The organism is Caballeronia sp. Lep1P3 (assembly GCF_022879595.1).
Classification (GTDB): Bacteria; Pseudomonadota; Gammaproteobacteria; order Burkholderiales; family Burkholderiaceae; genus Caballeronia.
Window position 1 is genome coordinate 734754 of the sequence record NZ_CP084267.1, and the last position, 26720, is coordinate 761473.

Annotated in this window: 28 protein-coding genes and 1 pseudogene; 9 read left to right on the forward strand and 20 right to left on the reverse strand. The window is 62.3% G+C overall.

Features of this window, described 5'->3' with window-relative positions; all coding sequences use genetic code 11:
- Window positions 1-78 precede the first annotated feature (78 nt).
- Window positions 79-1515, forward strand: coding sequence for an amidase (locus LDZ27_RS23920; RefSeq protein WP_244817587.1), 1437 nt, complete (start codon window positions 79-81; stop codon window positions 1513-1515).
- A gap of 141 nt (window positions 1516-1656) precedes the next feature.
- Here the strand turns inward: LDZ27_RS23920 and LDZ27_RS23925 are convergent, their stop codons facing one another.
- Window positions 1657-2079 (reverse strand): DUF3331 domain-containing protein, encoded by a 423-nt coding sequence (locus LDZ27_RS23925; RefSeq protein ID WP_244817588.1) that lies wholly within the window; start codon window positions 2077-2079, stop codon window positions 1657-1659.
- A gap of 353 nt (window positions 2080-2432) precedes the next feature.
- On the opposite strand from LDZ27_RS23925, the gene LDZ27_RS23930 reads away from it, so the two are divergent.
- Window positions 2433-2702 (forward strand): DUF1488 family protein, encoded by a 270-nt coding sequence (locus LDZ27_RS23930; RefSeq protein WP_244817589.1) that lies wholly within the window; start codon window positions 2433-2435, stop codon window positions 2700-2702.
- Window positions 2703-2734: 32 nt separating this feature from the next.
- On the opposite strand, the gene LDZ27_RS23935 is transcribed toward LDZ27_RS23930, so the two are convergent.
- From LDZ27_RS23935 to LDZ27_RS23945, 3 genes are read right to left on the reverse strand one after another with little or no spacing between them, the layout of a single operon-like run.
- Window positions 2735-4030, reverse strand: a complete 1296-nt coding sequence (locus tag LDZ27_RS23935; protein ID WP_244817590.1) for a cytochrome c — start codon at window positions 4028-4030, stop codon at window positions 2735-2737.
- A gap of 11 nt (window positions 4031-4041) precedes the next feature.
- Window positions 4042-6288 carry a xanthine dehydrogenase family protein molybdopterin-binding subunit gene (locus LDZ27_RS23940; protein ID WP_244817591.1) on the reverse strand — a complete coding sequence of 749 codons (2247 nt, stop codon included), beginning with the start codon at window positions 6286-6288 and terminating at the stop codon, window positions 4042-4044.
- A 1-nt stretch (window position 6289) separates the two neighbouring features.
- A complete protein-coding gene (locus tag LDZ27_RS23945; RefSeq protein WP_244817592.1) occupies window positions 6290-6745 on the reverse strand; it encodes a (2Fe-2S)-binding protein in 456 nt (151 codons plus the stop codon).
- Window positions 6746-6790: 45 nt separating this feature from the next.
- Here LDZ27_RS23945 and LDZ27_RS23950 point away from each other — a divergent pair, with 45 nt between their 5' ends.
- A complete protein-coding gene (locus tag LDZ27_RS23950; protein ID WP_244817593.1) occupies window positions 6791-6934 on the forward strand; it encodes a hypothetical protein in 144 nt (47 codons plus the stop codon).
- 106 nt (window positions 6935-7040) lie between these two features.
- Here LDZ27_RS23950 and LDZ27_RS29115 read toward each other — a convergent pair whose 3' ends face one another.
- Window positions 7041-7208: a hypothetical protein gene (locus tag LDZ27_RS29115; RefSeq protein WP_370653465.1), complete on the reverse strand. Its 168-nt coding sequence runs from the start codon at window positions 7206-7208 to the stop codon at window positions 7041-7043.
- A 219-nt stretch (window positions 7209-7427) separates the two neighbouring features.
- Window positions 7428-7829 carry a hypothetical protein gene (locus LDZ27_RS23955; protein ID WP_244817594.1) on the reverse strand — a complete coding sequence of 134 codons (402 nt, stop codon included), beginning with the start codon at window positions 7827-7829 and terminating at the stop codon, window positions 7428-7430.
- A gap of 118 nt (window positions 7830-7947) precedes the next feature.
- Here LDZ27_RS23955 and LDZ27_RS23960 point away from each other — a divergent pair, with 118 nt between their 5' ends.
- On the forward strand, window positions 7948-8313 hold the full coding sequence (locus tag LDZ27_RS23960; protein WP_244817595.1) for a VOC family protein: 366 nt from the start codon (window positions 7948-7950) through the stop codon (window positions 8311-8313).
- Here LDZ27_RS23960 and LDZ27_RS23965 read toward each other — a convergent pair.
- From LDZ27_RS23965 to LDZ27_RS23995, 7 genes and pseudogenes are all read right to left on the reverse strand, one after another.
- A pseudogene (locus tag LDZ27_RS23965) lies at window positions 8261-8455 on the reverse strand (hypothetical protein); the annotation flags it as partial. The gene LDZ27_RS23960 and the pseudogene LDZ27_RS23965 overlap by 53 nt on opposite strands.
- Window positions 8456-8551: 96 nt before the next feature.
- A complete protein-coding gene (locus tag LDZ27_RS23970) occupies window positions 8552-9586 on the reverse strand; it encodes an NAD(P)-dependent alcohol dehydrogenase (protein ID WP_244817596.1) in 1035 nt (344 codons plus the stop codon).
- 46 nt (window positions 9587-9632) lie between these two features.
- Window positions 9633-10379: an SDR family oxidoreductase gene (locus tag LDZ27_RS23975; RefSeq protein WP_244817597.1), complete on the reverse strand. Its 747-nt coding sequence runs from the start codon at window positions 10377-10379 to the stop codon at window positions 9633-9635.
- Window positions 10380-10395: 16 nt separating this feature from the next.
- Window positions 10396-11376: a sugar-binding transcriptional regulator gene (locus LDZ27_RS23980; RefSeq protein WP_244817598.1), complete on the reverse strand. Its 981-nt coding sequence runs from the start codon at window positions 11374-11376 to the stop codon at window positions 10396-10398.
- Between the two features lie 37 nt (window positions 11377-11413).
- The gene (locus LDZ27_RS23985; protein WP_244817599.1) at window positions 11414-12295 is read right to left on the reverse strand and encodes a carbohydrate ABC transporter permease; all 882 of its coding nucleotides are present in this window, start codon (window positions 12293-12295) and stop codon (window positions 11414-11416) included.
- Window positions 12292-13233 carry a carbohydrate ABC transporter permease gene (locus tag LDZ27_RS23990; protein WP_244817600.1) on the reverse strand — a complete coding sequence of 314 codons (942 nt, stop codon included), beginning with the start codon at window positions 13231-13233 and terminating at the stop codon, window positions 12292-12294. Before LDZ27_RS23990 ends, LDZ27_RS23985 begins: the two co-directional genes overlap by 4 nt.
- 29 nt (window positions 13234-13262) lie before the next feature.
- Window positions 13263-14633, reverse strand: a complete 1371-nt coding sequence (locus LDZ27_RS23995) for a sugar ABC transporter substrate-binding protein (protein ID WP_244817601.1) — start codon at window positions 14631-14633, stop codon at window positions 13263-13265.
- A gap of 271 nt (window positions 14634-14904) precedes the next feature.
- Between LDZ27_RS23995 and LDZ27_RS24000 the strand changes: the two genes are divergently transcribed.
- Both LDZ27_RS24000 and LDZ27_RS24005 read left to right on the forward strand, forming a co-directional pair.
- Window positions 14905-16026: an ABC transporter ATP-binding protein gene (locus LDZ27_RS24000; protein ID WP_244817602.1), complete on the forward strand. Its 1122-nt coding sequence runs from the start codon at window positions 14905-14907 to the stop codon at window positions 16024-16026.
- Between the two features lie 310 nt (window positions 16027-16336).
- On the forward strand, window positions 16337-17206 hold the full coding sequence (locus LDZ27_RS24005) for an EAL domain-containing protein (RefSeq protein WP_244817603.1): 870 nt from the start codon (window positions 16337-16339) through the stop codon (window positions 17204-17206).
- A 69-nt stretch (window positions 17207-17275) separates the two neighbouring features.
- On the opposite strand, the gene LDZ27_RS24010 is transcribed toward LDZ27_RS24005, so the two are convergent.
- The 7 genes from LDZ27_RS24010 to LDZ27_RS24040 all read right to left on the reverse strand — a co-directional run bounded on the left by LDZ27_RS24010 (window position 17276) and on the right by LDZ27_RS24040 (window position 25128).
- Window positions 17276-17572, reverse strand: a complete 297-nt coding sequence (locus LDZ27_RS24010; RefSeq protein WP_244817604.1) for a DUF4148 domain-containing protein — start codon at window positions 17570-17572, stop codon at window positions 17276-17278.
- Window positions 17573-17642: 70 nt separating this feature from the next.
- The gene (locus LDZ27_RS24015; protein WP_244817605.1) at window positions 17643-19709 is read right to left on the reverse strand and encodes a bifunctional diguanylate cyclase/phosphodiesterase; all 2067 of its coding nucleotides are present in this window, start codon (window positions 19707-19709) and stop codon (window positions 17643-17645) included.
- A 125-nt stretch (window positions 19710-19834) separates the two neighbouring features.
- Entirely contained in the window at window positions 19835-21106 is a 1272-nt protein-coding gene (gene cls / locus LDZ27_RS24020) for a cardiolipin synthase (RefSeq protein ID WP_244817606.1), read from the reverse strand.
- Window positions 21107-21175: 69 nt separating this feature from the next.
- Window positions 21176-21952 (reverse strand): DUF4410 domain-containing protein, encoded by a 777-nt coding sequence (locus LDZ27_RS24025; RefSeq protein ID WP_244817607.1) that lies wholly within the window; start codon window positions 21950-21952, stop codon window positions 21176-21178.
- 154 nt (window positions 21953-22106) lie between these two features.
- Window positions 22107-23540: a UdgX family uracil-DNA binding protein gene (locus LDZ27_RS24030; RefSeq protein WP_244817608.1), complete on the reverse strand. Its 1434-nt coding sequence runs from the start codon at window positions 23538-23540 to the stop codon at window positions 22107-22109.
- 1 nt (window position 23541) lies between these two features.
- The gene (locus tag LDZ27_RS24035; RefSeq protein WP_244817609.1) at window positions 23542-24753 is read right to left on the reverse strand and encodes a putative DNA modification/repair radical SAM protein; all 1212 of its coding nucleotides are present in this window, start codon (window positions 24751-24753) and stop codon (window positions 23542-23544) included.
- A gap of 75 nt (window positions 24754-24828) precedes the next feature.
- Window positions 24829-25128, reverse strand: a complete 300-nt coding sequence (locus LDZ27_RS24040) for a DUF3140 domain-containing protein (protein WP_244818030.1) — start codon at window positions 25126-25128, stop codon at window positions 24829-24831.
- Between the two features lie 200 nt (window positions 25129-25328).
- Here LDZ27_RS24040 and LDZ27_RS24045 point away from each other — a divergent pair, with 200 nt between their 5' ends.
- From LDZ27_RS24045 to LDZ27_RS24055, 3 genes are all read left to right on the forward strand, one after another.
- Entirely contained in the window at window positions 25329-25550 is a 222-nt protein-coding gene (locus LDZ27_RS24045) for a hypothetical protein (RefSeq protein ID WP_244817610.1), read from the forward strand.
- Window positions 25551-25664: 114 nt separating this feature from the next.
- The gene (locus LDZ27_RS24050) at window positions 25665-25985 is read left to right on the forward strand and encodes a hypothetical protein (protein WP_244818037.1); all 321 of its coding nucleotides are present in this window, start codon (window positions 25665-25667) and stop codon (window positions 25983-25985) included.
- A 408-nt stretch (window positions 25986-26393) separates the two neighbouring features.
- Window positions 26394-26717, forward strand: a complete 324-nt coding sequence (locus LDZ27_RS24055; RefSeq protein ID WP_244817611.1) for a hypothetical protein — start codon at window positions 26394-26396, stop codon at window positions 26715-26717.
- Window positions 26718-26720: the final 3 nt, after the last annotated feature.

Genomic DNA, 26720 nt, shown 5'->3' on the forward strand with positions numbered 1-26720 from the left:
TGATTCATTCGCATCCCATCCGCGATAGACTTGCCAGAACTCATCCCGCACTCGACGCCACTTCTCTCCCAATCGCCGATGAACGACATCGTCTCGCTTGACGCAATCGCCTTATCTAAAGCGATTCATGCGCGCAAACTCTCCTGCGTCGAAGTCATGCGCGCCTATTTGGCGCAAACAGACCGCTTCAATCCGCAGGTCAATGCAATCGTCGCCATGCAGGATCGCGAATCGCTCGAGGCGCTCGCACGCGAGCGGGACGACCAATTGGCGCGCAATCAAAGCCTCGGCCCCTTGCATGGATTTCCTCAAGCGCCCAAGGACATTCTGCCCGTCGCAGGCATGGTGACGACCAAGGGCTCGCCAATTTTCGCAGGCCAGATCACGCAAGCAGACGCTATCGTCTATGAGCGTATGCGACGCGCCGGCGCGATATTCTTCGGGCGCACCAATTCTCCTGAATTCGGTCTGGGCGGCCACACTTATAACCCGGTGTACGGCACGACGCGCAATGCGTTCGACGTTTCGCGGTCGGCAGGCGGCAGCAGCGGAGGCGCGGCGGTGGCCGTCGCGCTGCGCATGCTGCCCTTCGCCGATGGCTCGGACATGATGGGATCGCTTAGAACGCCCGCCGCTTTCAACAATGTGTTCGGATTTCGCACGTCGCCGGGATGCGTACCTTATGCGCCAAGCGACGATGTGTTCTTTCAGCAATTCAGCGTCGTGGGACCGATAGCGCGAACGGTCGAAGACCTGGGCTTATTGCTTTCGGTTCAGGCCGGATTCGATGCGCGCGCACCGCTCTCGCGTCGAAGCGACAACGCTCCTGATTTCGCTCGCGAGCTGGAGCGCGACATGCGAGGAACACGCATCGGATGGCTAGGCGACCTCGGCGGCCGTCTCCCGATGGAAACCGGCTTGCTGAACACTTGCGCTTCGGCATTGCGCCACTTCGAAACGGCGGAATGCATAGTGGAATCGGCCAAAATAGAATTCGACTTCGAGCGGTTGTGGCAAGCGTGGCTCGATTTGCGCAGCTTCACTTTTGCGGGCGTGAATGCACCGCTTTATCGCGACGACGCAAAGCGGGCAAAGCTAAAGCCCGAAGCGGTATGGGAGATAGAGCGCGGTTTGCGACTTTCCGGCGAGGACGTCTACCGCGCGGTGCGCGACCGTTCGGCGTGGTATCAGGCCATCAACGGCCTCTTCGAACGCTTCGACTTTTTAGTCATGCCCGCGACACAGGTATTTCCATTCGATGCAGCGCTCGATTGGCCGCATGCCATTGGTGATTGCGCAATGGATACGTATCACCGTTGGATGGAAGCGGTGATCCCGGCAACGATGGCCTCACTGCCGGCGCTTTGCGCACCGGCCGGCTTCGGTCCCAATGGATTGCCGGCCGGATTGCAGATCATCGGCGCTGTGCAAATGGACCTTGCCGTCTTGCAAATGGGATCAGCCTATGACCGGGCAAGCGGCTATTCGCGCATTCGCAGTCCTTTACTCGACTAAAGGCTGAAAGAAGCACCGCGTCTTTTCAGGCGGCCACGCGCGCGTTCGTTGGAGCCAAAAAGCACAAGCCCCTGGCTGAACATATGCCGCTCATCCAGCGATATGGAGTGGAACGCAATGCATGGATTACCGCTTGGCGCGCTATTCCAATGCGTCATCGCACGACGCGAGGGCGAGCGCAAGAATCATTGCGCCACTATTGAGCGGGACGGAACTGCCGACGCGCCGTGGGCGATAAACCGGTTGGCCGCGGCGAATGGCCTGACCGCTCAGCGCACACACGCCGCGCTTGCGCGCCGTGCAAAGCGCCCACACTTGCTCCGAATAATTGAACGATGTCGGATCGTGCCACGACAACGCAAGCGTCGATTCGCTCAAGCGCTCGAGTAACCGAATGTTCACGCAGCGCGCGCCGTGCGGCTCATCCGTTTCGGCCAAGCCACCACGCACGAGCGACCGTCCAAACGCAGATCGCCTCTCGCCGGGTTCGTCATGGCGGCTCGATCGATCATCGAGCATGGCGAGCGTACGGCTCCACGGATCCACCAGAGAGGGATGCTTCATGCTCCGCTCCTGCTTGCCGCAATGCGCGCCGGTCCCGCATTGCGTGTCGATTTGTCTGGATAGCGCGCACCACCGATCCATGCGCGCCCCGCTCGTTCGATGACCGTTCCTAGGGTAGTACACCTTAGGATGTGTTTGTTTTATTTTCTTGCCCGCGTTTTGTCGAAGCGGCTGCGCGGAGTTCATCGGAAACGACAGAGCAGTGGACGATACGAACGAACGTTCGATTATGCATACGTGACTAGCGTAAGTCCTATGCCCGGTTCCCCACTTTTCCGCACTCATCGAGGATGCGCAATATCGCGGATTTCTGACAAAATAAAACCAGCGAACCGGAAAACCTCTGTCGAATCATGGCAAGCAAGCTCTCCATCAACGCGACTATTTCGGCGGACCGTGCTTCCGTCAGCTTCGTCGCCTTCTCGCGTGAGCGCGAGATTCAATGCAATATCACGCGAAAAGCGTTGGAGCAGTGCTTCTGGGCGCCCGCCGGTGCAAGCGACGAGCGCCTTCTCAAGGCGCTGTGCGATGGCTACGAGCGCATCAGCGCTCGCGTGCATCGTAAGTTTCTGGCGCATCCGTCGAATTCCATCCATCTGGACGTCATCGACTTTTCTTCCTGATACGCCATAGCCGAGCGGCAAAAACGGCGCAACTAGCGCGCCGCTTCAGTCGCCTTGCGCAACTTCGCCACGTCTTCCACCTTGACCGCCGCCGTATTGTTGTTCCAAGCCGCGCGAATGAACGTCACCACGTCCGCAATCTGCTGATCATTCAGCACGGGCGCGTATTTCGGCATCGGGTAAGGTGCTGGCACGCCCTGAATCACGAGATCGGCGGTTCCATTCAGCGTCACGTTGATGAGAGAAGACGCGTCTTTTTCCAGCACATTCGGATTACCTGCAAGCGGCGAGAGCATTGGCGCAAAGCCGCGGCCGTCCGCTCCGTGGCAATGCATGCAGAACGCCGCATAAACGCGCGCGCCGGCGTCGTTCGGGGCCGGCCTTGCCAACGATACCTTCGTCGCTTTCGGATCGTATGAATAAGGGGCGCCGCCGTTCCCGCCCGCAGCCGGCAAAGACTTGAGATAGCGGGCCATCGCGGTAATATCGCCGTCGCTCATTGCTTGCGTGCTGTTGTTTATCACGCTCGTCATCGATCCGAACGCCGTTGCATGCGCGTTCGCGCCGGTCTTCAGAAACGTGGCGAGATCCTCTTCGCTCCAGCGTCCGAGACCGGTATTGTGCTCGCCTGTCAGATTGGAGCCGAACCAGTTGTCGAGCACGCCGCCTGTCAGATAAAGCGTGCTGCTTTCATCGAGGCCCCTCTCCTGGAATGCGATGCCGCGCGGCGTATGGCACGCCCCGCAGTGCCCGAGTCCTTGAGTGAGATAGGCGCCGCGATTCCACACGACGTCCTTGCCGGGCTTCGTCTTATAGACGCCTTTGTCGAGAAACACCGCGTTCCATAGCTTCAACGGCCAGCGCATATTGAGCGGCCATTTCATGTCCGGTTCGCGGTTCGCCTGCCTGACCGGCGTGACGCCATGCATGAAGTACGCATAGAGCGCGTGCATGTCATCGTCATTGACTTTGGCGTAAGACGGGTAAGGCATCGCCGGATAAAGATTGTGGCCGTCTTTAGCCACGCCTTCACGCAGCGCGCGCGCAAAATCCTCTTCGCTATAGCGGCCAATTCCCGTATCCGGGTCCGGCGTGATGTTCGTCGTATAGATGGCGCCTAGCGGCGTCATCATCGGCAAGCCGCCTGCCATTAACTTGCCGCGCGGGGCCGAATGACACGCGATGCAGTCGCCCGCTTTGGCGAGATAAGCGCCGCGCGCCACGAGCGTATCGTTGGCCGAGTCCGCGTGCGCCGCCAAGGGCGCTGCGGCAAGCAACACATTCATCGCAAGCAGCGCGGCTTTGAAAGGCTTCAAGGCGTTTTTCATGGCTGATCTCCTCATGCGCTGCGCAACTGGTTGCCGACCGGTAATTGCCTGAGTCGCTTGCCCGTTGCGGCATGAATCGCATTGGTGATCGCAGGCGCGAGTGCCGCCGTGCCCGGCTCGCCTATTCCGCCAGGCGCTTCGGTGCTCTTGACGATATGCACTTCGATAGGCGGCGTTTCGTCGATGCGCAGCATGCGGTAATCGGTGAAATTGCTCTGTTCCACGCGACCGTTCCTGATCGTGATTTCGCTATACAGCGCCGCCGTAATGCCGAAGATAATGCCGCCCTGCACTTGCGCTTCGACCGTATTGGGATTGACCACCATGCCGCAATCGACCGCGCATACGATGTGGTCCACGCGCACGGCGCCGTCCTTGTCGACGGTGACATCCGCGACCATCGAGAAGAAACTGCCGAATGCATGCATCACCGATACTCCGCGCCCCTGGCCCTGCGCCACCGCACGCTTGCCCCAGCCCGCCGCTTGCGTCGCGACATCGAGCACGTTGCGCGCACGCGGCGTTTTGCCGAGCAAATCGCGGCGATATTGAACGGGATCGATCTTCGCCTGCGCTGCGAGTTCGTCGATAAAGCTCTCGACGACGAACGTGCCGCGCGTCGGTCCCACGCCGCGCCAGAACGCAGTGGGAATGTTTCGCGGCTCCTGTCGCACATAGTCGACGACCTGATTCGGCAAGTCATAAGGCAAGTCCGCCGCGACCTCGATCGCATCCGGATCGATGCCGTTCTTGACGGCAGGCGGCGCAAAGCGAGAGAGAATCGATGAACCCACGATGCGGTGCGTCCACGCGATCGGCTTGCCGTTTGCATCGAGCGCGGCAGAGAGTTTGTCGTAGTAATACGGGCGATACAGGTCGTGCTGAATGTCTTCCTCGCGCGTCCATGTCACCTTGACCGGCACGCCAAGCTGCTTGCCGATCTTGAGCGCTTGCGTCGCCATGTCGTATTCGAGGCGCCTGCCGAAGCCGCCGCCTAGCAAATGGTTATGCACGGCGATCTTCTCAGGCGGCAGTCCGGTTGCCTGAACGCCCGCACCGAGAATGCGCGTCGGAACCTGTGTGCCGATCCAGATATCGCAGGCGTCGGGGCGCACATGCACCGTGCAGTTGACCGGTTCCATCGTCGCGTGCGCAAGAAAGGGCTGCTGATACACCGCGTCGACGCGCGTCTTGCCGTCCGCAAAGCCCTTGCCGACGTCGCCGTCCTTGCGTGCCACCGCACCCTGTCTTTGCGATGCCTTCGCCAGGTCATCGATGATCTGCTGCATCGACACGTTGGCGCCCGGACCTTCGTCCCATTGAATGGAGAGCGCTGCCGCACCGCGTTTAGCTGCCCACGTATGATCGCCGACGACGGCAACGCCATTGTCGAACTTGATGACTTGCCTTACGCCGGGGATTTTCTTCGCGTTGGCATCGTCGACCGAGGCGAGCTTGCCGCCAAAGACCGGGCAATTGACGATGGCCGCATAGACCATATTCGGCAAGCGCACGTCCAGTCCGAAGAGCGCTGTGCCATCCACTTTCTCTGGCGAATCCAGGCGCTTTACCTGCGTGCCGATGATCTTGAAGTCTTTGGCGTCCTTGAGCTTGATTTCTTTCGGAACGGGCATCTGAGCGGCGGCCTGAGCGAGTTCGCCGTAGCTTGCGCTGCGACCGCCGGATGCCTGTACCACCTTGCCGTCTTGCGCGCGGCATGTGGATGCATCGCACTGCCATTGCTGCGCGGCCGCTGCGACCAGCATCATGCGTGCAGCCGCGCCGGCCTTGCGCATCGGCTCCCATGCGTATCGCACGGATGTCGAGCCGCCTGTCAATTGGCCGCCCAATAAGGGATCGCTGAAAAGTTTTTCGTTGGGCGGCGCGTGATCGATCGTCACGCTGTCGAGCGGCACTTCGAGTTCTTCGGCAATCAGCATCGGCAAAGACGTATAGACGCCCTGTCCCATTTCCACTTTGGGAATGATGAGGACGACCTTGCCGCTCCTGTCGATTTGAATGAAGGCGTTAGGCGCAAAGATGCCCTCCTGGGGCGTTTCGATGCCATCGCCGCCGATGACGGACTTGCCTTGACTTTGCCCTTGGCCCTGGTTCTGGCTTGCGGCCGGCAAGCTGAAGCCGATCAGGAATCCGCCGCTCGCGGTAACGCCCGCTGTAAGGCCTAGCTTGAGAAACGAGCGGCGAGAGAAGCCAGCGGAAGCCGCGTGACGTCCCGCTTCGAGAAGTCCTCGGGACATGTCACGCCTCCTTCGCCGCTTGCTTGATGGCCGCGCGAATGCGGTTATACGTTCCGCAGCGGCAGATGTTGCCGGCCATCGCGGCATCGATATCGGAATCGGTCGGATGTGGAACGGTCGCGATCAGCGCGGCGGCGGACATCACTTGTCCGGACTGGCAGTAGCCGCACTGAACGACATCGAGCTGACGCCAGGCGTTCTGCACCTTCTTGCCCGCGGGCGTGGCGCCGACGGCTTCGATCGTCGTCACTTTGCGCTCGCCGATGGCCGCGACCGGAAGGACGCAAGAGCGCACCGCAACGCCATCCAGATGTACCGTGCACGCGCCGCATTGCGCGATGCCACAGCCGAACTTGGTACCTGTGAGGCCGACGAGATCGCGTAATACCCAGAGTAGCGGCATGTCGGGCGGCGCATCCACGGTGTAAGACTGGCCATTGATGGAAAGCGTAGTCATTAAGCAGCTCCGGCTTTATACGTTTGTGATCAGCGAATGGCAGCGATGGCTAGCTATTTCGATGCCGGGCATTGGCCTGCAGCAACGGGCGTTACTTGGCGGATTGAATATCGCCGTATGCAAGGCGACTGGTTGCGCATCGCAAGGCTCGGCGATTGTAGCGCCGCATTGGAAAACGGGCTTGAATGACAGAAGGCTTACGCGCTTGGCGCCTAGCCTTCTTGACTATTGATACGGATGGTTTGCGGATTGACAGTTAGTTGCGCGGCCAACGCCGTTGCATCGCGCTATTCAATTAGCGAATCACTTCCCAATTGGCATAGAACATTCGGCGCACAGAAATCACGCTCGAGCGCACGCCTTTGACAAGCGCGCTCAGAACCCCGGTAGAGCGCGTCGGACGGAGGACGTCGAGGAAGACGCAATGGCGCAGGCGGTCAGACTCATTGACCGACTGATGCACGAGCGTGTCGTCGAAGATAAAGAGCGGATCATCGTGCCCAAATGACGACGCCCCGCTACGGCGATGAAGACACGCTCATCGCGCACGGGCTGAAGGTTATAGAGGCAGCGCAACGTCAATCGCAGAGGCCCGTAATGCACCGACGTACTCTGCCGCTCGTTGAACACCGATACACCGATCGTCTGCACGCATTCGAAATGGCGCGCCAGCTCGGGCAAGTCAAGCGAGCTTTCGATCGCCACGCCATATCATCGCGCGAAGCACATGCCACGCCGCTTGTCCGACATTTGCGCTGCCAGCCGTTGCTGCACGAGCGGAAGATTGTGGCTGAACGCTGCGATGACGTAGCGGATTTCTTCCTGATGGCCTACGGGCAAATCGCTTGGCGCATAAATGCCGCGATTGCGCTTGCAAAGCAAATCGACGAAGAGATTGACAGGCGAAAGCACCCAAGTCAGCAAGCCAATTGCCAAAGAAATAGCGGCGCCAACTGCGCATGTCGAACTGTCGGCTACGCTGGAAATCCGCCAGGCCGCAGGCGATGAACGGGATCGCAAAGGCGGGAACGAACCAAAGAAGAATCGCCAGAACGACGATATAGAGCAGATCCCTTGGTTTCACGTCTGGCCTCTGCGATGTTCGACGCTCACCCTCACGTCATAGTACCGGGCAGCGTGAGTCGCGAGCATTACGCTCCATGCGCTACACTTTGCGCTTCGCATTCTTAACGATTTAGACGATGAGCCAGATTCTCGCCTTGCGCCCTTTCGTGCCGGCCAAAGACTTTTCTCTTTCCAAGCGCTTTTACGAAGCACTCGGTTTTCGCATCACGCATGAAGACGAGCGCATGGCCATGCTCAAGACCGAGAGCTTCAGTTTCATTCTTCAAAATTTCTATGCGAAAGAGTTCGCAGAAAACTGCATGCTGCAACTGCTCGTTCGCGATGTGGACGCATGGTGGCAGCAGACAACTCCGGAAGCGCTCGCCGGACCATTCCAGGTGAACGCCGCGCGTGCGCCATCGATGCAAAGCTGGGGCATGAAAGTCGGCTTCATTTTCGATCCATCCGGCGTGTTATGGCATGTCGCCGAAGTGCCGTTCTGAAGCCGGCTACTTGTCTCGGACGGAGAAGAACCTTGATGGAATCGAGCGAATTGGGGACCTCGATCGCTTGATCCCATTCCTCTAGCGTAAGACCGTGCGTCACGATGCCCTTGGATGTGACGAGACCGCGCGCCAGTAGATTCCCAAACTTTTTCTCGCCCGACCAGCACTTGCAATCGCTCGCACAGATGCCGCGCGCTCCACGCGAAAGTCCTTCGGCGCGCGGCAGACAATGATCTCATTCCATGACGATCTGCACTTTCACATCGGTGGGCACGCCGCTTGCCGCTTCTTCGAATGCCTTGATGCCTTCTGCAAAAGGAAACGTGCGGGAAATGAACGGCTTGACATCGAGCTTGCCCGACGCAATGAGTTGAATGGCGCGCGGAAAGATGTTCGCGTAACGGAAGACGGACTCGATGCGCGCCTCCTTGATCTGCAGCGCGACGACATCGAGCGCAATCGCGCGTTGCGGCATGCCGACGAGCACGAGGCATCCACCGGGACAAAGCAGATCGACGATGCCCTCGAAAGCCTTCTCATTACCGCTTGCTTCGATGACGATATTGGCGCCCCAGCCATCGGTGAGTTGAGCGATCACATCGGCGACTCGCTGCTCGCGGATGTTCACTGCCGTCACGCCCTGCACGCCCGCGATCAGATCGAGCTTCTCCTGTACGAGATCGCAGACGATCGCGCGGCTGCAGCCACCGGCGAGCGCAGCGAGCGCGCACATCATGCCGATGGTCCCCGCCCCGAGCACGACGGCCACGTCGCCCGGTTTGATCGCGGCCTTCTTTGCCGCCTGCAGGCCGATGGACAGCGGCTCGACAATCGCGCCTTCCGCAAAACTCACGTTGTCCGGCAGCCTATAAGTGAAGGCAGCCGGATGCACGACGAAAGGCGCAAGGCAGCCATGCACGGGCGGCGTCGCCCAAAAGCGCACCTTGGGATCGAGGTTGTACATGCCTTCGCGCGAGGCCCGCGATTCCATGTCGGGCACGCCGGGTTCCATGCACACGCGGTCGCCGGCCTTCAGATGCGTGACCTCTTCGCCGACCTCGACGACGGTGCCCGACGCCTCGTGGCCCAGCACCATCGGCTCATTGACGACGAATGGACCGATGCGTCCATGTTGATAGTAATGCACGTCACTGCCGCATATGCCGACCGTATGAATACGGATTCGCACATCGCGCGGGCCGACCACCTGCGGCAAGCTGAAAGGACGCAGGCTGATGCGGCGCGCTTCTTCGAGAACCAGTGCTTCCATTTTCTATCCCTTCTGAAAACGTTCGTTGGACTAACTTCTGACCGCATCATCCCGCCTGAAAGCCGCCGTCTATCGCAAGGCTGACGCCGCTCACCATGCTCGAATCGTCGCTTAGCAAGTAGGCGATCGTTCGCGCAACCTCGACGGGCTGCACGAAGCGAGCAAGTGGAATGCGGGCGAGCATCGGCGCCGACTTCACCGGGTCGCTCCACGCTTTCTCGGCCATCGGCGTCATGGTGATAACCGGGTTCACTGCATTGACGCGGATGCCGTGCGGCCCGAGCTCGACGGCCATCACGCGCGTCATGGCGTCGAGCGCGCCTTTCGATGCGCAATACGACGCATGCAACGGCAAGCCGACCGTCGCCGACACGCTCGACACATTGACGATCGCACCGCCCTTGCCGCGCGCGATCATGCTCCTTGCGCATTCCTGCGCGACGATCATCGCCGCGCGCACGTTCACGTTCATCGTGAGGTCGAAGGCATCGACCGTGGTATCGATGAACGGCTGCAATTCGACGAGGCCCGCGCAATTGACGAGTAAATCGACGGGCTGCGCCGCGCGCGCCGCATCGCGTGCGGCACTGGCATCCGCTAGATCGACGGCGATGGTCTCGCAGCCGGTTTCTTCTCGAAGCGCATCGAGGTCCGCCTCGCTTCGGCTCAACGCGATCACACGCGCGCCACGCTCGATCAGCACATGCACCGTCGCGTGGCCGATGCCCTTGCCCGCGCCCGTCACGAGCGCTGTCTTGCCCTCGAATTCGCGGTTACGATCGATCGTCGTCATGGCATGTGGCAAGGCATCAGGGTTCGTCGCAGAGGCGCCGGGCGGTGTCTTCATCGGTCACGAGAACCGAGGGATAACGCCCGCGCAACGCCGCTCGCGTCACATGAAACTTCTTGGTTCCGCCGCTCACCAGGATCACGCGGCGAATCTTGCGCAAATCTTCGAGCGTGATGGCGACGGTGCGGCGGTTCAACGGATGATCGATCAACTCGCCGTCTTCATCCATGAAGTGCCCGAGCATGTCGCCCACCGCGCCCGCTTTCTGAAGCGTGCGCAATTGCTCGGGGTTGTCGATGCCATAACTCACGACGAGCGATTCAGTCAGATCGCCGCATGTCAGCAACGCGAGGTCCGCGTTGCGCGCAAGCTCATAGGTTTCGCGCACGGTCTCTTCCTGAAGGATCACATCGCGTGCCTTCTGACTGCTCACGTAGATGGGCGCGGCAAAAAGATAGCCATCCGCGCGGCAGATGTTCGCGAAGTCGGAGACGATGTCGAACGTATTGATGCTCGGACAATGCGACAAGCCACCTTGCAGCGATACCGCCGACACCGCGCCATAACCGCGCTGCGGCATGGCGCGCAAGACCGCGCGAATCGTGCGGCCCCAGCCGAGGCCGATGGTTTGCCCGGCGACGATCTGCCTCGCGAAGTACGTCGCGCCTCCGATGCCGAGCGCCGCATTGTTCGCCTCGTTGTTCGCGCCCGTCGGCACGACGACGGCACATTCGAGGCCGAAGCGCTTCTCGAGCGCATCTTCGAGCGCCACGCACGGCGCGATCTTGCTGTTGATGGTGATCTGCACGAGACCCGATTCGCGGCTCGCCGCAAGCAGCCGGTTCACGCGCACGCGATTGCTGCCGATGCGCTGCGCGATCTCCTGCTGCGTGAGATTGCCGACGTAGTAATGCCATGCCACGCGCGCCTGCAATTCCTCTTCCGAGTCGATGGACTCGTCCGGTTCCGCAATCGCGATGGGCGGTGCTGTCTTGCTCATAGTCTCGATATCGTCACAATGAAGGGCCCGCGCGATCTTACTTCACCGCGCCCATCGTGAGTCCTTGCACCAGCCGCCCGGAGACGAGCAACGCGAACACCACCATCGGCAGGACGATCAACGTGCCTGTCGCCATGATCTCGCCCCAGGGCAATTCGTAGCCGCTCATGTAGCTCGTTGCGGCGACGGGCGATGTCATGGCGTCCGTGCGCGTCAGAACGAGCGCATAGAGCAGGTCGTTCCACGAAAAGATGAACGCGAAGATCGCGGATACGACGATGCCCGGCATCGCGAGCGGCAAGTTGATGCGCCAGAACACGCGCCACGGCGACGCGCCATCGAGCCGCGCGGCTTCGTCGAGTTCGACGGGGATATTGCGGAACTGGTCCGTGCAGATCCACACGACGATCGGCAGTGAAAACGTCAGGTACAGCAGAATCAGCACGATATGCGTATCGACGAGATCGAGCTTCGTCGCGATGAGAAAGAACGGCACCGCTAGCACCACCGGGCTCACCATGCGGTTGGAGATGAACCAGAACCAGAGGTCTTCCTTGCCGCGAAATTCATAGCGCGCCAATGCATAGGCGGCGGGCGTGCCGAGCAGGATCGCAAGCACAGTCGTGGAACTCGCGATGATGAGCGAGTTGAGCAGGCTTCCCGCCACGTCATGTTCGAAGAGCGCCGCCGAATAATGATGCAGCGTCGGGCTGAATAACCACTTGGGCGGATAGGCGAGCGCATCGGACTGGCTCTTGAGGCTCGTCGTGACCATCCAGTAAAACGGAAAGACCGACGACAGAAAGACCACTAGAAGGCCTAAGAAATGCCATATCGTCGCGCGCTTGCGTGCGGCGCGCGCGCGCCTTGCGCGCTGGCTCGTGCCCGCCTTTGCGGCTTCAAGGGCATGTGTGCTCACGCGGCCTCCCGATAGACGAAGCGAATGTAAAGACGCGACAGCACGATGGTCAATATCAGCAGGATGATGGCCTGCGCGGAGGCCATGCCTTGATCGAAGAGACGAAAGCCCACGCGCTGGATATAGACGCTGATGAACTCGGTCGCGGCGCCCGGGCCGCCGCGCGTCATCGTGAAGACGGCGTCGAACATCTTCAGCATGTCCGCCGAACGCAGAATAAGAATCGCCGTCAGCCCCGGAAGAAGATAAGGCCGCTGCAAGTGCCAGAGAATCATCGTCCACTTGGGCGTTTCGAGCCGCGCCGCCTCTTCCGCTTCCTTGGGCACCATGGAGAGTCCGGCAAGCATGATGAGCGCGCAGAAGGGCGTCCATTGCCAGATATCCATGATCATCACGGAGACGAATGCAAGCGTCGGGTCCGCAAGCCAGTCCTGCGGCGGAATGCCTAGAAAACCGGTCAGATAATTGGCGACACCGAATTGCCGATTGAAGATGAGCCGCCCGATCAATCCGACGACCGCGTATGTCGTCGCCATCGGAATGACGAGACTCACGCGCGCCGCCGCGCGCATGACGCGCAGGTCCGTGCGATGCAGCATCAACGCCGCGAAGAGACCGAGCGCGATTTCTATAGGCAAGGTGACGCAAAGAAACAATGCGGTGCGTCCGAGCGCTCCCCAGAAGGAAGGATCGGAGAGCGTCGCCGTGTAATTGTCGATTCCGACGAACGGCGTCCCCGAAGCCAGATCCGCGAGCTTGTATTGATGGAACGAGTTATAGAGCGCAAGCAAGAGCGGATAGATGCCGATGACCGCAAGCGCGAAGATCGCCGGAATCAGGAACCAGAAGGCGGGCGAGCGCGGCCATAAGCGAACGCGTCGCGCGCCCTTGCCGGGACCGCTCGCTCGCGTCGCCGATGTTGCCGTGCCATTCGCCATGAATCGCCTCCGGTTCCCGATAGCCGCGCTTACTTGAGCAGCGGCTTCTTGCCGTCGTAATAGCCCGCCTTCTTGAGTATGTCCTCGGTCTTCTGCCCGATGGTCTGCGCGCCTTCTTTCACCGTCACCTGACCGAGCATCATCTTGCTGCCCCATTCGCCGATCACTTCCGAAACGGCCGGCCATTCAGGGAAGCGCGGACGATAATCCGGCACGCCGCCCTGCCATGATTCGACCATCGGCTTCACGAACGGATACTTGTCCTGCACGGCCTTGTCCTGATACACCGCCGTGCGCGCCGGCACGCCGCCCGCTTCGAGATAAGGCTTGGCCATTGCCTCCGACGTGATCCATTGAATGAAGAGCCACGATGCGGCCTGCTTCTTCGCATTGGACTTCGCGTTGACCGCAAGCGAGAAGCCACCGAGCGCGGGCTTCAGGCCCGCGGGACCTTTAGGCTCCGTCGTGATGGCGAGGCAATTGCCGATCTTCGACTTGCTCGGGTCGGTCAGCGTCGGATAGAACGCGGACCATTCGGTGATCATCGCGACCTGCCCTTGCGCCAGTGCGTTGACCGCTTCCGCGTGATCGAAATCGACAATGCCCGGCGGCATGTATTTCATCAGTTTCTGCCTGTATTCGAGGCCCGCCTGCGATTGCGGCGACATCAGGTTGGACCTGAACTTCGCATCGAGCAGCGAACCGCCGTTGGGCCACAGCACGCGCATGAAGCTGTCCGCCGATTGCGTCTCGCCGCGCCGCGACTGCAACGCGAACGCGAACTTGTCGCCCTTCGTGAGCTTCGGCGCGTAGGTGTTGAGCAGATCGTCCCAGGTCTTCGGCGGCTCGTCGAAGCCCGCGTCCTTCAGCATGCACTTGTTGTAGAACATGAGGCCCGAGTAGTTATCGAACGGCAGGCCATACGTGACCTTGTCCCACGTACCGAACGAATCGAGCAGAATCGGGAAAAACCCCTTGAGATTGAGGTTCGGGTCCGCGAGCTTGGGGTCGTCGGTGAACTTCTTGATCGGCACGAGCCACTTGTTGCTCGCGAATTCCCCGATCCACACGACATCCACCAGCACGACATCCTGATCGCCGCCACCGACGAAGTTCAGCACTTCCTTCTCGCGCGTGTTTTCGTAAGGGATCACTTCCCAGCGCACCTTGATGCCCGTTTCCTTCTCGAATTGAGGAATCAGGGTTTGTGCGGCCTTGTAACCGGGACGATCGAGGAATATGGCTTTGATGGTCGTGCCCGAATAAGGCTGTGCCGCTTCCTTGAGCGTCCACGCCTGTGCATTCGATGCAGCGAACGCCGCGCTTGCCGCGAGCAACGAAACCGCCACGACATGTCTGATCGGCGCGAGCGGCTTGCGTTGAATGAAACGCTTGTTCATGCCTGTCTCCTGTTTTTCTTCGTGCGATGATGGCTTGCGGATTCGTTCTGTCATCCTCTGCTTCGTCTATGGCGATCGCGTCCCTCTCGAACGCCGTGCCGTTTCACTTGTAATTCTGGTTTTACACTTGTATATTTGGGCCCGAACAGGATGTCAAGAAAAATCGAAGAAGCATTCGATGATGCGCTGCGGCGCCATACGGCACCATACGGCACCCACGGCACCATGCGGCGCGCAGTCCGCAAGCGACTCGTTCCGGTAGGAGACACGCATGAGCGCGGTCCATTTGCAGCAGATTCGCAAGGCCTTTGCAGGCACCGATGTGCTCAAGGGCGTCGACATCGAAGTGGCTGACCGCGAGTTCATGGTGTTCGTCGGTCCTTCGGGATGCGGCAAGTCCACCTTGCTTCGCACGATTGCGGGCCTCGAACGTTGCGACTCCGGACAAGTGCTGATTGGCGGCGAAGACGTGACCGAGCTGGAACCGTCGCAGCGTGGCGTCGCGATGGTGTTTCAGTCGTATGCGCTTTATCCGCACATGTCGGTGTACGAGAACATCGCGTTCGGCTTGCGCATGCTCAAACTGCCCGAGGCAGAGACCAAGCATCGCGTGCATCGCGCGGCCGAGATTTTGCAGATCGGGCAATTGCTGGAGCGGCGTCCGCGCGCGCTATCGGGCGGGCAGCGTCAGCGCGTGGCTATCGGGCGATCGATCGTGCGCGAACCCAAGGTCTTTCTCTTCGACGAACCGCTTTCCAATCTCGATGCTGCGCTGCGCGTACAGATGCGGCTCGAACTCATCAAGCTGCACAAGCAACTGAACGCGACAATGATCTACGTCACGCACGATCAGACCGAAGCGATGACCATGGCAGACCGCATCGTCGTCCTGAATCATGGCCGCGTGGAGCAGGTTGGTTCGCCGCTCGAGTTGTATCGCACACCGCAGAATCGCTTCGTCGCGGGCTTCATCGGCTCACCGAAGATGAACTTCATCGACGTGCAGGTGGTGCGCGTGGACAACGCGGGCGTGACCATCGAACTGCCGGGCAACGAACCGCTGACGCTGCCGTTCGCGCCGGGCACGTTGAAGCCCAGAGAGAAACTCACGCTCGGCATTCGCCCAGAGCATTTCATCGAAGCGGGCGGCGGCGACGTCGACAGCGGTCTCACCGGCGATGTGATGGTCATCGAGCATCTCGGCGGCGAGACGTTGCTGCATATCCGCTTGCCGAATGATCTGCTGATTCAGGTGAAGGGCTCGGGCGAGTCGACAGCAGTAGACGGTCAGCGCATCAACGTCGGATTCAGCATCCGCCACGTGCATTTGTTTAATGAGGACGGCAGCGCAATCCAACGTTTGCGTCCTGTTGCGCAAACGGCGATGGCCTAACGACGTGGCATTCCGTCGTTCGATTTCATTTTGCAAAACTTCCAGCAACCGTCAGCAGAAAATGCAAAAACCTGACGGCGCGCTGGAGTGGTTGCGAGCAAGCTGTTCCGCCCAGCCTTTATCCATGGTGCTTTATTTACCGGTCGACGCTTGCTCGGGCCGCGGTGAAACGCTTCGTCCCGAAGAATCGTGTGCCGAAACGATGCATTCCTCAGGGTTTCCCCCGACAGTTCCTCAATCGACCGACAAATTCCCTTCTCGGGCATGAGTCATGCATTTAAGCGCCTTGTTCCATTCGAAGGCGCATAGCATGAACACAACTCCCCTCCGCTCGCACGGTTCGACGCTCGCGCCGAGGTCAGATCAAGCCTTGAAGCGCCGCGTGCTCGAGGGCCTCGGAGCCGGCGAATTCTGCATGGCCTATCAGGGCATCTACCGCGTGGATAGCGGTGAACTTGCGCGGCTGGAGGCGCTGCTTCGCTGGCGTCATCCGGAGTTCGGGTTGCTGTTGCCCGGCGCGTTTCAGGGAGCGCTCGCCGACGAAAACGTGATGAGCGAGGTCACCGACTTCGTGATGAACGCGGTATCGCTCGACATCGCGGCGTGGCAGGCGCACGGCGGCGCGCACTATCCGGTGGCGATCAACGTGCCGCCTTCGATCGCAGCGGCCGACGGCTTCATCGAGCGCATGGATGGGATTTGCGCCGCGCATGGCGTCGCGTCGTCCGCGCTGGAGATCGAACTCTCGGAAAACCAGGATCTTGCCCGCTACCCTTCCATTCCAAAGGTTGTGCAACGTTTGCGCGAGCGCGGCGTGAACGTCGCGATGGACGACTTCGGCACTGGCTTCGCGTGTCTCGCGGCGCTCGGGCCGGTCAAGTTCGGCACGGTGAAGATCGCCAAGGAACTGCTTGCCGAAGCGCCGCGCTGCCCCAACGCGTGCACGGTGTTCTGGTCGGTGCTCGCCCTGCTGACGCGGCTGAACGTGAGCGTGATCGTGGAAGGCGTGCAGACGCGCGCGCAGGCGCAATGGCTCGCGCAATGGCCGCATGTGCTCGCGCAAGGCTTCCATCTCGCGCGTCCGCTGTTCGGCATCGCGAACGTTCCGGGCGCGCGCATCGTAACTGCCGGCAATGCAGGCGCGCATGGCCGGTCCGTGCCGTTCGCCAACGCGGCCTGACGCCTAACGCCTAACGCCTGACGCCGCGCCTTTGCATCGATGGCGCGGCCTTGGCGAGTCCCTTCTTGCTTACGGCGCGGACGCGGGCGCCGGTTGCCCGGCCTTCTGCGCGTTGACGCGGCGCGGCGCGTTCTGCAAGTTCTGCGGATAGTCCGTCTGCTCACCCGACGGGCTATAGCCGTTCTTCTCGAGGTCTCCGAGTTCCGCATTCTTCTTGGCCCGCGCGGCCTTGCGCTCGGCTTTCCTGACCTGCTTGGGCGTGGATGCGCCGCTGTCCTGCGCGACGGCGGGCGTAGCGGGCAACGTCACGAGCGCAGCGACGGACAGCGCGATGACGGCGAGCGGTGCAGTGCGTAGGTTCAGCATGGCGGTTCTCCGGTGTGGACGACGCAGCACGAGCAAGAACCGCTCCACGCGCGTCTTCAGGCACTCAGCTTCACGCGCTCACTTTTCCGCTTTCCAGCAAAACGCCGAACGCCTCCGCCGAAAGCGGCCTCGCGAGCAGGAAGCCCTGCATTTCGTCGCACATCATGTCCTGCAGCCGGTCGAGCTGTGAGCCGGTCTCGACGCCCTCGGCCACAACGTCCATGTCGAGCGAATGCGCAAGCGCGATGATCGCCGAGACGATTGCGCGCCCTTCATGACCGTTGGCATCGAGGCCGTTCGTGAAGAACCGGTCGATCTTCAATTGCTTCGCGCCGAAGCGCTGCAGATAGGCGAGGCTTGAATAGCCGGTGCCGAAGTCGTCGATGGCGATCTCGAAGCCATTATTCTGGAACGCGCGAATCATTTCGATGGTGCGCGGCGCGTCCTGCATCGCGACGGTCTCGGTGATCTCGAACATGATCTGCGCGCTTTCGATGCCCTCTTCGCGCACGATGTCCATCACGCGCGTGACGAGATCCGCTTCGTGCAACTGCCGCGGCGACAGGTTGATCGCCACCTTGACCGGCGCGCGCCCCGCTTCACGCCAGCGCGCCATCTGCCGGCACGTGTCGCGCACGACCCAGTAGCCGATCTCGACAATCTGCCCGGAGCGCTCCGCAATCGGAATGAATTCGAGCGGCTTCAGCAGCCCGAGTTGCGGATGCTCGAGCCGGATGAGCGCCTCCGCGCCCGCAAGGTCGCCGCCGCTGCGGAACTTCGGCTGAAAGAGCAAATAGAAATATTCGGCGTTCAACGCCTCGTGCAAGGCCTGCTGAATTTGCAGCGTGCGAACCGCCGCTTCGTTCATGCTCGCCTCGAAAAAGCGATACGTGCTGCGTCCGCCGCGCTTCGCCTCATACATCGCGACATCCGCGTGCTTGAGCAGGACTTCGACGCTCTCGCCATCGTCCGGAAAGAGCGCAATGCCGATGCTCGGCATCACCTGGAGCGAGAGCGTGTCGACCGTCACGCCCTTTTTCATGGCCTCCAGAATGCGCTCGGCAAGCCGCTCGGCCTCTCCGGGCACGTTGATGTTCTCCAGCATCACGACGAACTCGTCGCCGCCGAGCCGGCCTACGGTATCGCCGCCGCGCACGCACTGCAAGAGGCGCTTCGCGAACGCCTTCAGCACTTCGTCGCCGGTCGAGTGGCCGAGCGAATCGTTGATGGTCTTGAAACCATCGAGGTCCATGAAGAGAATCGCGAAACGGTTGCCCGCGTGCCGCGCCTGCTTCACCGCACGCTCGATGCGCTCCGTCGCCGTGCGGCGATTCGGCAGGTCCGTGAGCGCATCGAAAGTCGCCATGTGGACGATCTGGCCGTTGAGACGCGACACGGACCCGGCGAGCAGCGCATTGCGGGCGTCATAGCGCGACAGCACGAGCGTGATGACCAGGATTCCGAACGTGAACAGCATGACCGTCGTGGCGAGCCAGTGCACGTCCACGTCGTTGGCCGCGCCGCACACGGAACCGGGCAGGAATTCGGCGGCCGCGTTGCCGGTGTAGTGCATGCCGGTGATCGCCACGCCCATCACGAGCGCGGCCACCATGCGCTTGAACGTCACGTTGCGCTGACTCACATCGGCTAACGCCCGCGCGATCCACAGCGCCGCGCCCGATGCGATCACCGCGATCACGATGGATGCGGCGAAGAGCAGCGGATCGTACTGGATGGCGGGATGCATCCGCATCGCGGCGTCGCCGGTGTAGTGCATGGCGGCGATGCCCGCGCCCATCAGCATGCTGCTTGCCGCGAGACGTGCGAACGTGAGACGCGCCCGATTGATGACCGACAGCGCGAAGGACGACACCAGTATCGCGATGACGAGCGAAGCCGCCGTGATCTTCAGGTCGTAGCCGAATGGAATCGGCAACGAGAAGGCGAGCACCCCGACGAAGTGCATCGACCAGATGCCGGTGCCCATGGAAGTCGCGCCGCCCGCGAGCCAGAGATGGCGCATGCGCGACTTCGAAAGCATCGCGATGCGCCCTGAGATATCGAGGGCGGTGTACGAGGCGAGCGTGGCGACAATGAGCGATGCCGCGACGAGCCAGAGGTTGTAGGTTCCGTGCATGGGTGCCGGGGTCGAAGGTGCTTGCTAGCTTGAGCGTCTTATCGGCGCGCATCGCTCGATCTTTAGGTCCGTCGAGCGATTTATGTCGCACAGGTTTTGTCCACTGCGGCGCATCGCCCGCGCGCTCAAAGTTCAGGGTCCAGCAATGCCACGAGACGTTCCAGCAAACGTTCGCCGAGCCCGCGCCGCTGCCAGTCCTGCAGCGTGATGCGTTTCGAATGAGCGATGTCCTCGTCGAAGATCGCCGTTTGCTGGCGCGCGAAGTCGCGGTCGTAGATGTTGAGGTTCGCCTCGTCGTTGAGCTTGAACGAGCGGCTGTCGAAGTTGGTCGAGCCGACCGAGACGAGCAACTCGTCCACGACGATCAGCTTGCAGTGAAACATGGTCGGCTGATACTCGTACATCTCGACGCCCGCCGCGAGCAGATCGCCCCAGCATGCGCGCGACGCCTCGCGCACCGTATGCGTGTCGATGCGCTTGCCGGGCGTCACGACGCGCACGCGCACGCCGCGCCGCGCGGCCTCGACGATCGCGTTGATCGTCAGCTTGTCCGGCACGAAGTACGCGCTCGACAGATCGATGGTGTAGGTCGCGGCGGTGATCGCCATGAGATACATGAGCTCCATGTCGTCGCTGCCGCCCGAAGGCGAGCTGCTGAACATGTGCGCGAGGCCGTCGCCGGCACGCGCGATCTCGGGGAAATAATTCGCGCCGTGCAGCACGTTGCCGGTGGCCTTGACCCAGTTGTCCATGAAGACCGCCTGCATCTGCCCGACCACCGGGCCCTCCACGCGGAAATGCGTGTCGCGCCAGTGCTTTTCGTCCTGCGCGTGCCCGGTCCATTCGTCCGCAATGCCGACGCCGCCCGTGAAGCCCGTATGACCGTCGATCACGAGAATCTTGCGATGCGTGCGGTCGTTCATGCGGCCAAGGCCCGTGAGATGCGGCTTGTGATACTGGATGACTTCCGCGCCCGCGTCGCGCAGCATGCGCAAATAGCGCTTGTCCATTTTCATGGAGCCGAGCCAGTCGAGCAGCACATGCACCGCCACGCCCGCGCGCGCCCGGTCCGCGAGCGCCGTCGCGATCTCTTCGCCGATCGCGCCGGACCAGTAGATGAACGTCTCGAACGTGATGGTCTTTCTGGCAGAGCGGATGCCTTCGAGCATCGACGGAAAGATTTCGTCGCCGTCGACGAGCACCTCGAAGCGGTTGCCGTCGACGACGGGCGGGCCGAGCAGAAGGCCCATCGAGCGGATGAACTGCGGGTCGTCGCTCGGATAGAGCCGCTCGATCTTGTGCTCGATCTTCTTCTCGCCGCTCGTGAGATTGGCGATCACCAGCACGACGATGACGGTGACTACGACGGTCAGGGCAATGAGGGCGATCATCGGCATGCGGGATTCTCGGGAAGCGAACATCCGTCCGGAACCGCTAGTGTATGGGTTCCGGCGCGCGCATGGCGTTCACGTTTTCGCGGAGAACCAGCCCTGTTGCGTGCCCGTCTCGCCGATTTGCTTCGCAATCGCATCGGCGAGGCGTTTTTCATCCGGCGATACACCGGCGCGCTTCGTTTCGGATACCGCATGCAGTCCGCCCGATACCGCGAGCGAACTCGCCGCATGTCCCGCCGCCGCGCCGACGCCCGCCATCTCCGCGACGCCCGGCGCGTGGCCGCTGTCGGCGCTGGCATCGAACTGTTCGATGACTTGCGGCGCGCCGTTGGCCGGCCTGTAGACGAGCGCAACCGTCGCGGCGACCTTGCTTTCGCCCGCGCCGAGGCCGATCAGCACGCGGCGCCGGCGATTGCCCGCATCGATCGTATCGATGCTGCCGGTCACTTCCAGCGCGTTCTGGCCGCCGGGCGGCGGCGCGTCGGCCCGGACTGCGCGAAGGCCCATCGACTGCAGCTTGGCGACGATCTCGTCGGCGAGTTCTTCCTGAGCTTGCTGCGCCATCGCCGGTTCGCTGGACGCAGACGACCTGAGCTTCGCCGCGAGCCCGTGATTGTCGGGCTTCACATCGGCGAGGCTGCTGTCGAACGGGTACACGTAGATGACGTCGGGCCGCGCGGCGGGCGTCGTCGCGACGCTTTGCGTTGGCTGGGCCGCGTCGCCGTACTGACTCGCGGCCTGCGCGCAGCCGGCGAAGAGCGCGCTGCCCGTCATCAGTCCGACGACGGCGGCGCGGCGCGCATGGTTGAGGATGAAACGGAACGAAGGAAAACGGAAGGCTTGCGGCATGTCGGCATCTCGGGTGATTGGCTCAGTGGCATCTGTGCGTGACACGGCGTTTTGCCTCTCGATCACGCTGGCGCAACTATGCGCGATGGCATTCGAGCGCGCCATCGGACAGTTATGTCGTGAAGTGTCATTGCCAGCGGGCGCCGCGCGGCGTCTAGCGCTTATCGGCTGAAGCGGCGAGCGAGCGCGCCCGCGCGAGCGCATCGGCGATATCGGCGAGGGTTTTTTCGCGCGCGGTGTCGTCGAGCTGACGCAGCGCATACGAGGGGTGATACGTCGCGACGATCAGCTTGTCGCCATACGGCACCACGCGCCCGACGTGCGCGCGCAGCGTCGCGCGCTTGCCGAGGAGCGCGGTCAGTGCCGTTGCGCCGAGCGTAACGATCACACGCGCGCCGGTTTGATCGAGTTCGCGCTCGAGCCAGTAGGAACACGCTTCGATTTCCTGCTGCCCCGGCGTCTTGTGCAGACGCCGCTTGCCGCGCGGCTCCCATTTGAAATGCTTGACGGCGTTGGTCAGATACACCTGCTCGCGCGGCACGTTCGCGCGGCGCATGGCGTCGTCGAGCAACTGGCCGGCCGGTCCGACAAAAGGCTCGCCCTTCAGGTCTTCCTGGTCGCCGGGCTGCTCGCCGAGCAGCATGATGCGCGCGTCGGATGGCCCGGCGCCGGGCACCGCCTGCGTCGCGTTGCGCCAGAGATCGCAGCGGCGGCAGGTATCGAGCGAACTGGGCGCGTCGCGCTCGGGTTGCGCGTCGCGCGCTTCGACCTGCACCGCCTTGCCGCCGAGCGCGCCGACCGTCTTTGCCTGCGCGACGCGCCGTGCGCCGCCGCGCGCATCGCTCACGAGTTGCGGGATCAGCGCGCCTTCGGGCAAGCCTTTCCAGAAGCGCACGGGCATCTGCTGTTCGAGCGCGGATTCGTTCAGGCGCGCGGGGTTGAAGATGCTGCGGTAGTAGGTCATCCACAGGTCTTCGGCGGCGTCCGGCGTATCGGACGCATGTTCCGATGCCAGCGCGCGCCGGCGCTCGATCTGCAAGCGCTCGCCGTTCCACATCGCCGCGCCGTCCGGCGTGGTGATGAGCCACGTCGAGCGGCCCATGCGCGCGGCGAAATGCTCCGCGCCCCACGCGAGGACATCGTGATCCGGTTCGTACCACGCGACGAATTCCGGCGGTCCGAGCGCGGCATCGCGCTGACGAAAGCGCACGTAGGCGATCATGTCGTGCTGCGCGCGCCGCACGGCCTTCGCCATCTTGTAGAGACGCGCGCCGTCTTCGTCGGCGGCGGACGCAACCGAGCGGTCGCCGCGCGTCCAGCGCCATAGCACGCGATACAGAAAGCCCCAGCGACGCTCGTCGCGACAATGCGCGGCATCCTTCACGAGCGCGGCCAGTTCGCGCGAGACGCGCACTTGCGGCGCATCGCCGTCCGATGCCGTGGCCTCGCCTGCCGCCGGGAAAAGCGCGGGCGTGTCGCTTTGCTGCGTGCGCCAGTCGATCGACTCGGGCGCGAGCCCTTGCGACAGCGCGCCAAGCGCGGCGCTGCGCCAGGCGTCGAAGTCGTCGTCGATCGTGATGACGCGCATGCTAGAGCAGCGAAAGCTGCACGGGCTGCGTGGCAAGCGCGCGCCGCAGATGATCCGACGGCGCTTCCGAAAGCGGTGGCCGATAGTCCTCCGTCACGACGAACGGCTTCACCTTGTCCATGCCGCAGCGCAGCCGCGCGAGATCGGCATAACGCACGCGCCGCGCGCGCCGCAGTTCGACGATGCGCTTCGCGTTGCGCATGCCGATGCCCGGCACACGCGCGATCATGCGCAACGGCGCGGCGTTCAGATCGACGGGAAAGCGTTCGCGATGCGCAAGCGCCCACGCGAGTTTCGGATCGACATCGAGCGGGAGATTGCCTGCATCGCCAAACAGTTCGGCGGCGTTGAAGCCGTAGCCGCGCATCAGAAAATCCGCCTGATACAGCCGATGCTCGCGCAACAGCGGCGGCGCCTTCGACGGCACGCCCGACGGACTGTCCGGAATCGGGCTGAAGGCCGAGTAATAGACGCGCTTGAGCTGATACGAGCCGTACAGCGTTTCGGCGGTGCCGAGAATGGTGCGGTCGTCCGTTTCGTCCGCGCCGACGATCATCTGCGTGCTCTGTCCCGCCGGCGCGAAGCGCGGCGCGCGCGGCTCCGCTTCGGACTCCTCGCGCGCGACGCGGATGTTGCCCATCGCGAGCTTGATCGTGCGGCCGTTTTTTTCGGGCGCGAGCCGTTCCAGCCCGATCTCCGTCGGCAATTCGATGTTCACGCTCAGACGGTCCGCGTAAAGCCCGGCCTGCGCGATGAGTTCCGGGTCCGCGTCCGGAATGGTCTTGAGGTGAATGTAGCCGCGAAACTGATGCTTCTCGCGCAACGTCTTCGCGACGAGGACCAATTGCTCCATCGTGTAATTCGACGAGCGGATCACGCCGGAACTCAAAAACAGCCCGTCGATGTAGTTGCGGCGGTAAAAGTCGAGCGTCAGCGTGACGACTTCTTCCCGCGTGAAGCGCGCGCGGGGCACGTTGCTCGACCGGCGGTTGATGCAATACCGGCAGTCGTACAGGCAAAAGTTGGTAAGCAGAATTTTCAGCAGCGACACGCAGCGGCCGTCCGGCGTGAAGCTGTGGCAGATGCCCGAGCCGGTGCTCGCGCCGACGCCTTCGATGCCGCGCGACTCGCGCTTGGGCGCGCCGCCGCTCGCGCACGAGGCGTCGTACTTTGCTGCGTCGGCGAGAATTTCGAGCTTTTCCGGCAAGTCCATCGTGGCTATGATACTGTATGTTTATACAGTATGGTATGCGCGCGGCGCGAAGTTTGCAAATGCGTCGGCGCCCGGTTATTTGAGCGGATCATGTCCCCAGTTCATCAGCGAGTAGCGCCACTTCGTGTGTTCCACATCGCCGTGCGGGCGTTGCGCGAGATGGCGCTTGATATAGCCGGCTACCTTGCGCATGTGCGCGTAGTCGTCGGCGTCGAAGTCGCTTTTCTTGGTGCCGAGCAACGCGACGATGCGTCTGCCCGACCGATGCCCGACCGACTCCGCCTTGCCTGGGTCGTCCGCCGCATCGTCCGTCTTCTGGCCGACCGCGCGCGATTCCTCGGTGGCAAGCCACTTGTCGAGCTGATGCGCCGTCATGTTGACGAGCGTCTTGAACTCGTCGAGCGCCGCCTTGTCCTGATCGTCCGGCGAATGTCCATGTTCCCGATGCGTCGTCACGAGCGCGCTCCACTGGCTTCGAACAAACATGGCTGGATTCAAGCAAGGCGCGCTCCTGCGTGGTCCGCTGCCGTGCCATGCCTGTCATTGCCTGACCAACCTCGTTTGCGGAGACCCCTATGCGTTTCGACTACAAGAATTTCCACATCGACTGCACCGCACGCCATGACGAAGACGGCCGCTTCTACGCGCACGCCCGCATCGTGAGCGCGCCGAACGAGTACACGCCGCATGTCGAAGTCCACGAATCCGGCGACCTGGATGCCTTTTCGAACGAGTGGGACGCGCTTCATTGCGCGCGGGCGTGGGCCATCGAATGGTGCGACGAGGCGCTTGCCTGAAAGCGGGCGTAGCGCGGCGCTTACAGCCGCGGCACGGCGATTGCGTTGTGTAAGCCGCGAAGCCGCGGGCTAACGAGGCGGCGCGCATCAAACCACCAATCAAAGGGAGGCACCATGAAAATCGCCAAGAAGAGCTTGCTCGTATCCGCAATGATCCTCGGTCTGTCGGGCGCGGCGTTCGCGCAGGGCGCGGGCGGCGGTGGCGGCGCGGGCGGTGCCGGTGCGGGCGGCGGCACGGCGGGCGGCAACGGCGCGGGCCAAGGCGGCACGGGCATGAGCACGCCGAACGCGCACGGCGCGACCGGCACGACCTCCGGCGCATCCGGCTCGACGACGATGGATACGTCCAACGGCGCCAACAACTCCGGCAGTTCCGGCGGCAAGATGATGAAAAAGAAGAGCGGTTCCGGTTCGGGCACGTCGAAGTCGGACTAAAGCACCACGTTTTCCGAACCACCGCCATGCAGGGCGGTCCACGCGGACCGCGCCTGCTCAAAGTCTGAAAGTCAGCGCGGCTGCGCTGACTCCCTCCTTACGCATCCCTTCCACATCGGGATTTCGCGTCTTCTCATCCAAACGTAACGTGTGCATGCGCGGTTCTGATCGCGCCTGACGCAACGGCCGGTTCTTCGACATCGGTCGCCTAAGAACCGGGTTCCGTTCGCGTCCTTGCACCTTCGGCATCGCGCCCGCCCGAGCGATCGGGCGAATCCCCGCATGCCGGCATCGCTCGCGCGCCCGAGCCGGCATCCCGGCATGCGCGATTTCGCCCCAACGCTGCAAGGAGTCCGAGAACGCGCTTCCGGCTGCTTGAGCATTCGATTCGTTTAGAGGAGCTGGAAGATGAACGCAAATCCGAACCCGAAACTCGTCGCGATGATGGCCGCCTGCGCGCTGGTCGCGAGTATCGGCACGGCGCGCGCGCAAGGCATGCCCGACGCCGCGCAACAACTCGTGCAGACGATGCGCCCCACGCAGCCGATGCCGCCGATGGAGCCGATGGAGCCGATGCAAGCGGACCGAGACGCGCCCGCGCCGCAGACGGCGCAGTCGTCGGATGAAACCGCATACGGCGGCGCGAAGGCCGGCACGAGTATGTCGGCGAGCGGACGCGCTCCCGACGCGTGCAGGAATCAGCCGCGCTGCGAGGTGTTCTTCGGACACTGAGCG

Bases quoted from the DNA above. Each gene is read 5' to 3' on its own strand.
- LDZ27_RS23920 (WP_244817587.1), top strand. From the start codon at position 79: ATGAACGACATCGTCTCGCTTGACGCAATCGCCTTATCTAAAGCGATT.
- LDZ27_RS23925 (WP_244817588.1), bottom strand. From the start codon at position 2,079: ATGAAGCATCCCTCTCTGGTGGATCCGTGGAGCCGTACGCTCGCCATG.
- LDZ27_RS23930 (WP_244817589.1), top strand. From the start codon at position 2,433: ATGGCAAGCAAGCTCTCCATCAACGCGACTATTTCGGCGGACCGTGCT.
- LDZ27_RS23935 (WP_244817590.1), bottom strand. From the start codon at position 4,030: ATGAAAAACGCCTTGAAGCCTTTCAAAGCCGCGCTGCTTGCGATGAAT.
- LDZ27_RS23940 (WP_244817591.1), bottom strand. From the start codon at position 6,288: ATGTCCCGAGGACTTCTCGAAGCGGGACGTCACGCGGCTTCCGCTGGC.
- LDZ27_RS23945 (WP_244817592.1), bottom strand. From the start codon at position 6,745: ATGACTACGCTTTCCATCAATGGCCAGTCTTACACCGTGGATGCGCCG.
- LDZ27_RS23950 (WP_244817593.1), top strand. From the start codon at position 6,791: ATGGCTAGCTATTTCGATGCCGGGCATTGGCCTGCAGCAACGGGCGTT.
- LDZ27_RS23960 (WP_244817595.1), top strand. From the start codon at position 7,948: ATGAGCCAGATTCTCGCCTTGCGCCCTTTCGTGCCGGCCAAAGACTTT.
- LDZ27_RS23970 (WP_244817596.1), bottom strand. From the start codon at position 9,586: ATGGAAGCACTGGTTCTCGAAGAAGCGCGCCGCATCAGCCTGCGTCCT.
- LDZ27_RS23975 (WP_244817597.1), bottom strand. From the start codon at position 10,379: ATGACGACGATCGATCGTAACCGCGAATTCGAGGGCAAGACAGCGCTC.
- LDZ27_RS23980 (WP_244817598.1), bottom strand. From the start codon at position 11,376: ATGAGCAAGACAGCACCGCCCATCGCGATTGCGGAACCGGACGAGTCC.
- LDZ27_RS23990 (WP_244817600.1), bottom strand. From the start codon at position 13,233: ATGGCGAATGGCACGGCAACATCGGCGACGCGAGCGAGCGGTCCCGGC.
- LDZ27_RS23995 (WP_244817601.1), bottom strand. From the start codon at position 14,633: ATGAACAAGCGTTTCATTCAACGCAAGCCGCTCGCGCCGATCAGACAT.
- LDZ27_RS24000 (WP_244817602.1), top strand. From the start codon at position 14,905: ATGAGCGCGGTCCATTTGCAGCAGATTCGCAAGGCCTTTGCAGGCACC.
- LDZ27_RS24005 (WP_244817603.1), top strand. From the start codon at position 16,337: ATGAACACAACTCCCCTCCGCTCGCACGGTTCGACGCTCGCGCCGAGG.
- LDZ27_RS24010 (WP_244817604.1), bottom strand. From the start codon at position 17,572: ATGCTGAACCTACGCACTGCACCGCTCGCCGTCATCGCGCTGTCCGTC.
- LDZ27_RS24015 (WP_244817605.1), bottom strand. From the start codon at position 19,709: ATGCACGGAACCTACAACCTCTGGCTCGTCGCGGCATCGCTCATTGTC.
- cls (WP_244817606.1), bottom strand. From the start codon at position 21,106: ATGCCGATGATCGCCCTCATTGCCCTGACCGTCGTAGTCACCGTCATC.
- LDZ27_RS24025 (WP_244817607.1), bottom strand. From the start codon at position 21,952: ATGCCGCAAGCCTTCCGTTTTCCTTCGTTCCGTTTCATCCTCAACCAT.
- LDZ27_RS24030 (WP_244817608.1), bottom strand. From the start codon at position 23,540: ATGCGCGTCATCACGATCGACGACGACTTCGACGCCTGGCGCAGCGCC.
- LDZ27_RS24035 (WP_244817609.1), bottom strand. From the start codon at position 24,753: ATGGACTTGCCGGAAAAGCTCGAAATTCTCGCCGACGCAGCAAAGTAC.
- LDZ27_RS24040 (WP_244818030.1), bottom strand. From the start codon at position 25,128: ATGACGGCGCATCAGCTCGACAAGTGGCTTGCCACCGAGGAATCGCGC.
- LDZ27_RS24045 (WP_244817610.1), top strand. From the start codon at position 25,329: ATGCGTTTCGACTACAAGAATTTCCACATCGACTGCACCGCACGCCAT.
- LDZ27_RS24050 (WP_244818037.1), top strand. From the start codon at position 25,665: ATGAAAATCGCCAAGAAGAGCTTGCTCGTATCCGCAATGATCCTCGGT.
- LDZ27_RS24055 (WP_244817611.1), top strand. From the start codon at position 26,394: ATGAACGCAAATCCGAACCCGAAACTCGTCGCGATGATGGCCGCCTGC.